The sequence below is a fragment of the Bhargavaea beijingensis genome (assembly GCF_900101985.1).
Lineage (GTDB): Bacteria > Bacillota > Bacilli > Bacillales_A > Planococcaceae > Bhargavaea > Bhargavaea beijingensis.
In genome coordinates this window covers 1-1,762 of the sequence record NZ_FNAR01000041.1, presented here as the reverse complement: position 1 = coordinate 1,762, position 1,762 = coordinate 1, and the positions used below count along the sequence as shown (strand labels likewise).

At 35.2% G+C, this 1,762-nt stretch carries 2 protein-coding genes; both read left to right on the top strand.

What is annotated here, in order from left to right:
* Positions 1-768, top strand: a 768-nt coding sequence (locus BLT01_RS14935) for an HNH/ENDO VII family nuclease (RefSeq protein ID WP_245696957.1), incomplete at its 5' end; no start/stop codon positions are given.
* A gap of 17 nt (positions 769-785) precedes the next feature.
* A complete protein-coding gene (locus BLT01_RS14930) occupies positions 786-1,211 on the top strand; it encodes an SMI1/KNR4 family protein (protein WP_092099132.1) in 426 nt (141 codons plus the stop codon).
* Positions 1,212-1,762: the final 551 nt, after the last annotated feature.

The following is a 1,762-nucleotide window of genomic DNA, read 5'->3' as shown; positions in this document are numbered from 1 at the left end:
GCACATTGGGTTACTTACGCTTTAGGGACGGTGGCAACGTCTATTGTCGGGACAAAAGGTGCCAACGCCCTCGTCAAGACAGGTACCACTGCAGCGAAAGCAAGTGTTCCAAGAGTCGTTTCCGCTACTAATCATGCGAGTGCTTCCCTGGCCAACCTCTTGCCATATACGCCACGTCCTCAGTTGGCTATGGCAGGAGGAATCCCTTATAATGTGGTCAATGGTGTACAGTTGAAGGATCAACTGATTACAATGGTGAAAGCTGAAAGTGCAGTTAGTGGAGTAACAGAGAAAGCTGTTACAAAGGGTACGGGTAAAGGTACGGGGCTTAAATCCAGAAAATTATCTTCCAAACAAATTGAGTTAGATTGGCTAGCTGACAAGTATACCGCTGTAGAAGTAAAAGGAACAGTTAAAGTTAGTGGAAAGGAAGTAGATGTATCCAGAAGAGTTTACCAAATTGAGATTGATAAAAATTATGTACCTAATAATCCGAAGGCACTAGGAAAGTCGAATAGAGAATTAATGAAAAAGGGTAATTCTCCATATATTGTAAAGGCCGGGGTGGAAAGTAAAGTTGAATTGCACCATTTAATTCAAAAAGAACCTGGTGGGATGATTGAAATTGCGGAGTTAACTCATGATAAATACGATTCCACGCTACATGGTTTGGTTGGAAATGGAAATAGTTTTAGAAATGATCCAGAACTTGAAAAAATCTATAATAACTTTAGGGGTAACTATTGGAAAATGCGTGCTAGAGATTAATAGGAGTGAGTTAATTTATGGATGAAAGAATTATTAAGATGATCGAAAATTATGGTGAAGAAGATGATTTTTTCGGAGAAATATCAGAAGAATATATTAATAAGGCTGAAGAAAAACTTAGAGTTAAATTCCCTCTAAGTTATCGAAATTTTATAAAAAAATATGGTTCTGGAGGAATATGTGGAGTTGAGCTTGAAGGTGTTCAGGGTAATTTAGGAGCATCTGTAGTTGATGCAACAGAGAGATGGAGAAAATTAGGGTTGGGTATGAACTTAATTGTTTTAGAGGACTCGGGAGAATTTGCTAGATGTATGTATTGTGCAGATATTAATGATGACAGAATATTTAGTTTTGAAAGGGGGGGGATAGATTTACATCCAAGATATAATACATTTGATGACTATTTAATAGACATATTTCAAGAAGGAATTGATAATTGGTAATAAACAGTAAGGTTAATCCGGGGGATACTTATGAATCAATTAACGGACCAGAATAAACTCATAAGTTTAATGCAGTAGTAGTAACGCCCCCTTTAACCAGCTATAAAAATTAATGAAATAATAGGTATAGGATGTGGGCTACAGGAGATGTTGGCTCACCTTTTGTTTGTTTAGGAAACTTAGAAGAGTTTATGAAGACATACTAAATTCTGCTTTAAAAGAACCTCTTGAATTAAACAAAAAATATATTCAGAAATGAGGAAATAAAGTGATTGATATTTTTGTTAAATCAATATATGAGACTGTGATTAAATAGAACCTTCAACTATACAAAGACTACGAGAGAGGGACTTGTGACATGGCAATGACAATAAACTAAAGAGATTGTGCAAGCTCGGGATATAAACAAGGATATAATGGTTTTTAAATTGTATACAGTTAAAGATGTCCTTGAATTTGAAATAATAACTCTTGAAGACTAGATCATGAAGGAGTGTTATTTTAACAATAAAGCAATAAAGCAATAAAGCAATAAAGCAATAAAGCAATAA